Raw genomic sequence first — 6467 nt, 5'->3', positions numbered from 1 at the left:
AAAGCCCATATTTACGAGGCTTTTTACCTCGCAGATGCGGCGCACCATCTCATCGGTGAGTGCTACGTTTTCGTAGTGATGGCCTTTGCAGTAGCGCTCGCTAACCGCGTCCAAAGCCTCTTGCATCGTGATCTGCCTCATCAGCTATCCTTTAAATTTGATTTTAAAATTTTAGTGAAATTTTACGATCTGCGCAAGGCGCTTAAATTTACGCGCAGATTTTAGTTCGTGCTTTGCGATTAAATTTTACGGCAATAGCGCGACTGGAGCATTCTTTCGTTGCTGAAATTCGGCGTAGAGTTTCGGTACTACTTTTTAAATTTAGCTCGCCGCGCAAAGCGGATGAGCGGGCATGGCGCCTTCGCAATTAAATTTTACGCGTCATTTTTCGCGGCTGCGCTTTTCTTCGATGCCGCTTTGTCCTTGCCTGCGCGCTAGCTCGTCAAGCAGGGCGTCCGGGTGGATATTGTGCGCTGCAAGCGCGAGCAGAAGGTGAAATAAAAGATCCGCTCCCTCGTAAATCACGTCGTATCGCGGCTCGCCCGCTCTGTGTTCGCCGAAGCCCTCGCGCGCGACGTCTGCGTAAAGCCCGCTGCGCGAGAGGTCCTTGCACGCCAGCGCGAACTCGCACGCCTCCTCGGCGATCTTTTTGAGATAGGCATTTTCGCCCTTCGCGTAGAGCGAGGCGACGTAGGAGAGCGCGGACTCGCCGTTTAGCTTGCGATCCAAGCAGATGTGATAAATTTCGTCCAAAATGCCGTACGGGCTTTTTTCTGCGGAGTTTTTGAGCGTAGAATTTTGCGAGGAGGCGTCTAAATTTTGCTCGCTGCGCTCTGCGGCGGAATTTGCCGCCGTAAAATTTTGCATTGTTGAATTTTTTACATCGCAAACGCTCGGGTTCTCCACATTTTCGCTGCATTTTTGCAGCGAAATCTCTTTGAAAAAACAGCTTCGCGCGCCGGTGTGGCAGGCGGATCTGCCGCATTGCTCGACTTTAAGTAGCAGCGTATCGTTGTCGCAGTCCAAAAACGCCTCTCGCACAAGCTGAACGTGTCCGCTGCTCTCGCCCTTTTTCCAGATACGCCCCTTGCTGCGCGAGAAGTAGTGCGCGTAGCCGGTGCTCAGCGTCAAATTTAACGCCTCTTCGTTCATATACGCGAGCATTAAAACCGCGCCGTCGCCCGCGTCCTGCACGATCGCGGGGAGTAGCCCGCCGAGTTTTTGCCAATCTACCTTCATCTTTGATCCTTAGTTTGCGAAGTCGCGCACGCTTTAAATTTAGCCGCCGTACGCGGAATTTGAGTTATTGAAATTTACGAAGCGGCATGCCTAGTAAATTTAAAGGACAAATCTAGCGGCTAAATTTTAAGCGGCCGCCAAGCTTAAACCGCGACGGGCGCGAGTTCTACTCATTTTGAGCTTTCGTGCTCGTCGCTAAATTTTAACCCATAAAATCGCGAGTTAAGCTTATGCACCCAAAGCAACCTGCTATTAAATTTAGTTCGCAAAATCGGGGCGTATAGCCCGCCTGAAATTTTAATTTTCCCGCTCGATGGCGCTTTGCTTCGCCTTATCTTTCGTATCGACCCAGATATTAGGCACCGCGCCGCCCGGCGTTAGGAAAATTTTCGCGTCGCTGTTTTCGCGCAACGCCTCGTTAAATTTAGCCTGTGTCTCGATCTGCTTGAGGCTTAAAAGATTTGCGTCCAAGCTCTTTGCGACCTCTTTGTTAGCGTAAGCTTGCGCGTCAGCCTCGATCTTAGCGGCATCGGCGCGACCTTGAGCCTCGATTTTGACGGCGTCTGCGTTACCTTTGGCAAGAGCAGCCTTTTTAAGCGCCTCTTGATTTGCGCGCTCGACCTCGTATTTGGTGCGCTCAGCCTCCTGCTTGGCGATCTGTACGCGCTCGATCTGCTCCTTTACCTTAGCCGGCAGGATGATCTCGCGAAGCTGCACGGCTAGCAGATCTACGGGCGAATTCGCCAGCGCTTCGATATTTTTGCGGATGCCGTCGTCGATAGCTCTAGCGATCTCGTCGCGTTTGGTAGGCAGCTCCTCGGCGGCATAGTTGCCGATGACGCTGCGCACGACGTCCTTTACGCGCGGATCGATGATCTTATCCTCCCACAAAAAGCCCCACTCGGCGATCGTGTTGGGCGCCGTGGCTTCATTGAGCCTGTATTGCACGGTGATGTCGATGCTGACGGGTAAATTTCGTGAGTCTAGCACCGAGAGCGAGTTTTTGCTGATGATACCGCCCGCGGTACCGCTTTTAGTGGCGATACCCGCGCTCATATCTTCGCTGCTGGTGTAGTTGATGATACGCGTGCGAGTATCTACGACGAATACGTCCTGTATGAACGGCACGAAAAAGTGAAGTCCCGCGCCAAGAGGCGTCGGATCGTATTTACCTAAATTTGACTTGATCCCTACTTCGCCCGATTGGATCGTGACGAAGGGCTTTGCAATCACGAGCAGCGCGATTAGCGCGATTATCACGTAAAGCACGCCGCTAAACTTGCCTATCCCTCCGAAATTAGGAATTTTAAAATTTAAATTCCCGCCTTTTTTGTCGCTATTTTTCTTATTAAAATAATCATTCAAATCCGCTGGCATGAGCGTCCTTATTTAACGTAGGTGAGCCAGTGCTCAAATTTAGGGTCTTTGCCCGTAACTACCGCGAAATACGCCTTTTGCAAGCGGCTCGTGATCTCGCCCATCTCGCCCTTGCCGATGATCCTACCGTCGATGTTACTAATCGGCGTGACCTCCGCGGCGGTGCCGGTGAAAAACGCCTCGTCCGCGGCATAGAGCTGATCGCGAGCGATGCGCTCTCTGCGGACTTCGTAGCCCAGGCTGCGCGCGATTTCGATGACCGAGTTTTGAGTGATGCTCTCCAGGCTGGTATCGTTCGGCGGAGTGATGATGAGCCCATCTTTTACGATAAATAGGCACTCGCCCGGCCCCTCCGCGACGAAGCCTTGCGGATCGAGCAGTATCGCCTCATCGTATCCCGCATCGACCGCCTCAAAATTTGCCATCTGCGAGTTAAAATAATTCGCGCTCGCTTTGGCTTTTGCCATCATCGAAAATTGCGCCGGCTTCATCCACGATGAAATTTTGGCTTTGATCCCCTTGCGTAGAGCCTCTTCGCCCATATACGCGCCCCATTGCCACGCTGCGACGATGACGTTTACCGGGCAGTTCGTAGACGAAACGCCCATCGAGCCGTAGCCGAAATACGCTAGCGGGCGGATATAGACAGTCTGATCGAAGCAGTTTTTTGCGACGACGTCGATCTGAGCCTTACGGAGCTGCTCGAAGCCAAACGGAAGCTTGATTAGGCAGAGTTTTGCCGAAATTTCAAGCCTGCGAGTGTGCTCGTCCAAGCGGAAAATCGCGTAGCCTTTGTCGGTTTTATAGGCGCGTACGCCCTCAAATACGGCGTTTCCGTAGTGCAAAGAGTGCGTCAAAACGTGAGTAGTGGCCTCTGCCCAAGGGATTAGCTTGCCGTCTTTCCAGATGAGCTCGGCCTCTTGAATTTGTGCCATTTCTTGATCCTTTGATGAAATTTAATCTATAATTCTAGCTAAAAGAATATTAATTTCTAAGAAATTCTACAGGCGGGGATCTGGTACGGTAGGCGAAATTTCGTCCGCAAAATTTAAGGCGATTTGCATCGCTAAATTTTGCTTTTTAAAATTTAGCGGCGTAGAGCAAAAAGCTGCGAATTTTATATTTTATGCGGATAAAATTTTGCCGCAGAATTTCAAGCTTTTTAATCCAGGCTTCGCCTCTTAAAATTCTACGAAAGAAAGCCCGATGCCGATCTTATTGACGCTGCGTTTGTAGTCCGCGAGGCTTTCGCCGTAGCCATTGAAGTAGCGCAGATAGCCGTAAAATCCACTGTTAAAGATCGGAAAGCTGTAGTTCAGCTCGATTGCACCGCGATTACTGCCGTCAAAATGAAGGTTGTTTCGCCACAGAGCGCTAAGTCGCTGCTTGCCGAAGGTGTATGACGCGCGCAGATCGCCGTAGCCCATATAATCCGCGATGTCCTCGTTCGTGCGGTCCAGCCAAAACGCATACCACGCTCTGGGGGTGATAGAAAATCCGTCCGCACTCCACGTGCTTTGGGCGTAGAGCCTATTCCATGAGCGCGATTCCTCGCCGCCCTTGCCGTTTGACTCGTGCATTGCGCCTATCTTTAACTCGTCCGCAAACGGCACCGGCGCGCTAACGTATAGCTCGGGGCGATAGTTGCTCTCGCGGAAAGGCGCGCTATCCTGCGTGATCTGCCACCAGGAATTTTGCGCGTAAGCGAATGAAATTTTTTCTCCAAACCCCAGCACGTCGTAGGCAATCGGGCGCTCGAAGCTAAACTCAAAATGCAGCTCGTCAGCCTTACGATCGGGTTTCTTGCTAAAATCGTGAGTAAAGAGCATATAGATCGGCTCGTAGTATTTAAGCCCTAAAAATCCAAAATTTCGGCCATTTTGCTCACCTTGCGGCGCGGAATTTTGCGCTAGAAAATTCCGTTCGTCCTGCATCGCAGAACTCGATGTCGTGGAATTCTGAGATAGCGAGGCGGAATTTGATGATGCTAAATTTGACGCGGAGTCTGACACAGCTGAGCCTGCGTCTGCGAAATTTGACGAAGTGGAATGTGGCTCGACAGGTTTTGGCGCGGCGGAATTTTGTGCGACAGAATTTTGCGACTCAGCGGAGTTTAAAACGGCGGTATCATCGTGCGAAGCGCGGTTTTCTGCGGACGAGGTAGAATTTTTTGCTGAATTTCGGCGCGACTTTTCGCCGCTTTCCGCTAGATTTGCCGCGGCGATCTTTTTGTAATAGATCATCGCGTTTTTGTAATCGCCCTTGGCCTCGTATTCGCTAGCCTTTGCGTATAGCTCGGATAGATCTTGCGCGGCTAGGCTTATGGCGCAAAGCGCGAAGGCTAAAGCTTTAAATTTCATCTACGCCCTTTAAATCGTTTTGATAATTTATATTTAAAAACTGCTCTTTGTTTTTGAAATTTAGCACTTTGGAATTTGCAGATCCGATGAGCGCACCGATCTTGTGCTCTTTCGCGCGGTAGAGCTCAAGCGCGCGCGACGCAAGAGCTGCATCAAAAAATCCGCACAAGCTATGTCTGTGTGCTTCGTCGCCCGCCACGCAAATTTGCCCCTCTTGCTCGCTAAGAGCGCGAATGGTGGAAATTTCTACAAAAGGCATGTCGGCTGGGATGATAAAAATGCGCTCGCCGCTAAATGGCTTTAGCGCCGAATACAGCGCGCCCATCGGCGAAAATTCCTCAAATTCATCATAAATCATAGGAAGCGGCGGGTTAAATTTAGAGCTTTTGGCGCAGGCGAAAACCCGCTCGAATTCGCAGCTTAAGCGCGAAAAAAGAAAGTGCGTCATGCTGGGATGCCCGCGAAATGGAAACAGCGTTTTGTCGCTGCCGAAACGCGAGCTTTTACCGCCGCAGAGAATGACGCAGGTTTTCATAGAAATTTCACCGGCTTTCATCGATCTTTATCGCGGCGAAATTTTAAATTTGAAAGTAAAATTTGAAAGAAGCGCGGGCATATCAGTCTTTTTGCATATATTTGGCTTTGCCAAGGGCGTTGTTTGCGATGAACTGATAAAGGCTCGGCGCCTGAAGCTTGGCTAGCTCGGGGTATTTGGCTTTAAGCGTCTTCCAGATATCATAGACTCGCATACCGCTTGCGTAAAGCTTCATAATCTCGCTAAAATGCGGATCGTAAAGGCTCGGCTTTTTATACAGCGAGAGTTTGCGGTCGGTATCAAGCACGGCGTTTGCCTCGATAAAAGCCGCCAGATCGCGCTCGCTTACTTTGGCAAAATCCTTTTCGTAATGAGCTTTCATATATTTTAAAATTTCTTTATTGCTAACGCCTTGGAAGTGCATTTTTTTGATTTCGAAGCGATACGCGTATAAGAAATCCTCGCTTTTTTTGGCGGTTGCGCGAAGCCTTGTTTTTTCATCTTTGAACGTCACGGAGATGAAGTGCGTAAGCCCGGGCGCAGTAACGGCGTTTTTGAACGCTTCATCCTCCTCGCCGATCTTTTTTAGGATCGCCTTGACGGTGTAGCCCTCGGCAATAAGGTTTGAAATTCTATCTTTATACGGTTTGTAGTCGAATCGTACGCGCCTAAAGCCCGTCTCGACGCTGATTTTTTTGTAGATCCTCGCATGCTCTCTAGATGTAAAATACCTTGATTTCAGCCCTTTGCGGAGTTGTTCGGCAACCGCGGTAAAATCGTCATAATCGGCGATGGACGCGATTAATTCCTTTTCGTTTACGACCCTGCCGTTAACGACCGCGATGGTAATGACCTTCATATTTTCTCCTTTGATTGGGTACAATTCTAACTTAAAACTATAAACTCAAATTTAATTATTTATTATCAAGGATTGCGGAGGATTTGCGTTTGCAAGG

At 49.9% G+C, this 6467-nt stretch carries 6 protein-coding genes; all 6 read right to left on the bottom strand.

The genetic code is table 11. From position 1 onward, the window contains the following. Window positions 1-381 precede the first annotated feature (381 nt). The 6 genes from hisI to Q0224_RS03550 all read right to left on the bottom strand — a co-directional run bounded on the left by hisI (window position 382) and on the right by Q0224_RS03550 (window position 6370). Window positions 382-1239, bottom strand: a complete 858-nt coding sequence (hisI, locus tag Q0224_RS03575; protein ID WP_297949147.1) for a phosphoribosyl-AMP cyclohydrolase — start codon at window positions 1237-1239, stop codon at window positions 382-384. A 297-nt stretch (window positions 1240-1536) separates the two neighbouring features. Further along, window positions 1537-2616: an SPFH domain-containing protein gene (locus tag Q0224_RS03570; protein ID WP_297949145.1), complete on the bottom strand. Its 1080-nt coding sequence runs from the start codon at window positions 2614-2616 to the stop codon at window positions 1537-1539. Window positions 2617-2624: 8 nt separating this feature from the next. Further along, entirely contained in the window at window positions 2625-3551 is a 927-nt protein-coding gene (locus Q0224_RS03565) for a branched-chain amino acid transaminase (RefSeq protein WP_297949144.1), read from the bottom strand. Between the two features lie 246 nt (window positions 3552-3797). Next, window positions 3798-4976: a phospholipase A gene (locus Q0224_RS03560; RefSeq protein ID WP_297949142.1), complete on the bottom strand. Its 1179-nt coding sequence runs from the start codon at window positions 4974-4976 to the stop codon at window positions 3798-3800. Then, window positions 4966-5532 (bottom strand): molybdenum cofactor guanylyltransferase, encoded by a 567-nt coding sequence (locus Q0224_RS03555; RefSeq protein WP_297949141.1) that lies wholly within the window; start codon window positions 5530-5532, stop codon window positions 4966-4968. The genes Q0224_RS03560 and Q0224_RS03555 overlap by 11 nt, the downstream gene beginning before the upstream one ends. Window positions 5533-5593: 61 nt before the next feature. Next, window positions 5594-6370: a hypothetical protein gene (locus Q0224_RS03550; RefSeq protein ID WP_297949140.1), complete on the bottom strand. Its 777-nt coding sequence runs from the start codon at window positions 6368-6370 to the stop codon at window positions 5594-5596. Between the last annotated feature and the right edge of the window lie 97 nt (window positions 6371-6467).

The sequence above is a fragment of the uncultured Campylobacter sp. genome, assembly GCF_938002845.1.
In the GTDB taxonomy this organism is placed as follows: domain Bacteria; phylum Campylobacterota; class Campylobacteria; order Campylobacterales; family Campylobacteraceae; genus Campylobacter_B.
The sequence above is the reverse complement of the archived record's forward strand: the minus strand, read 5'-3'. Positions and strand labels throughout refer to the sequence as shown.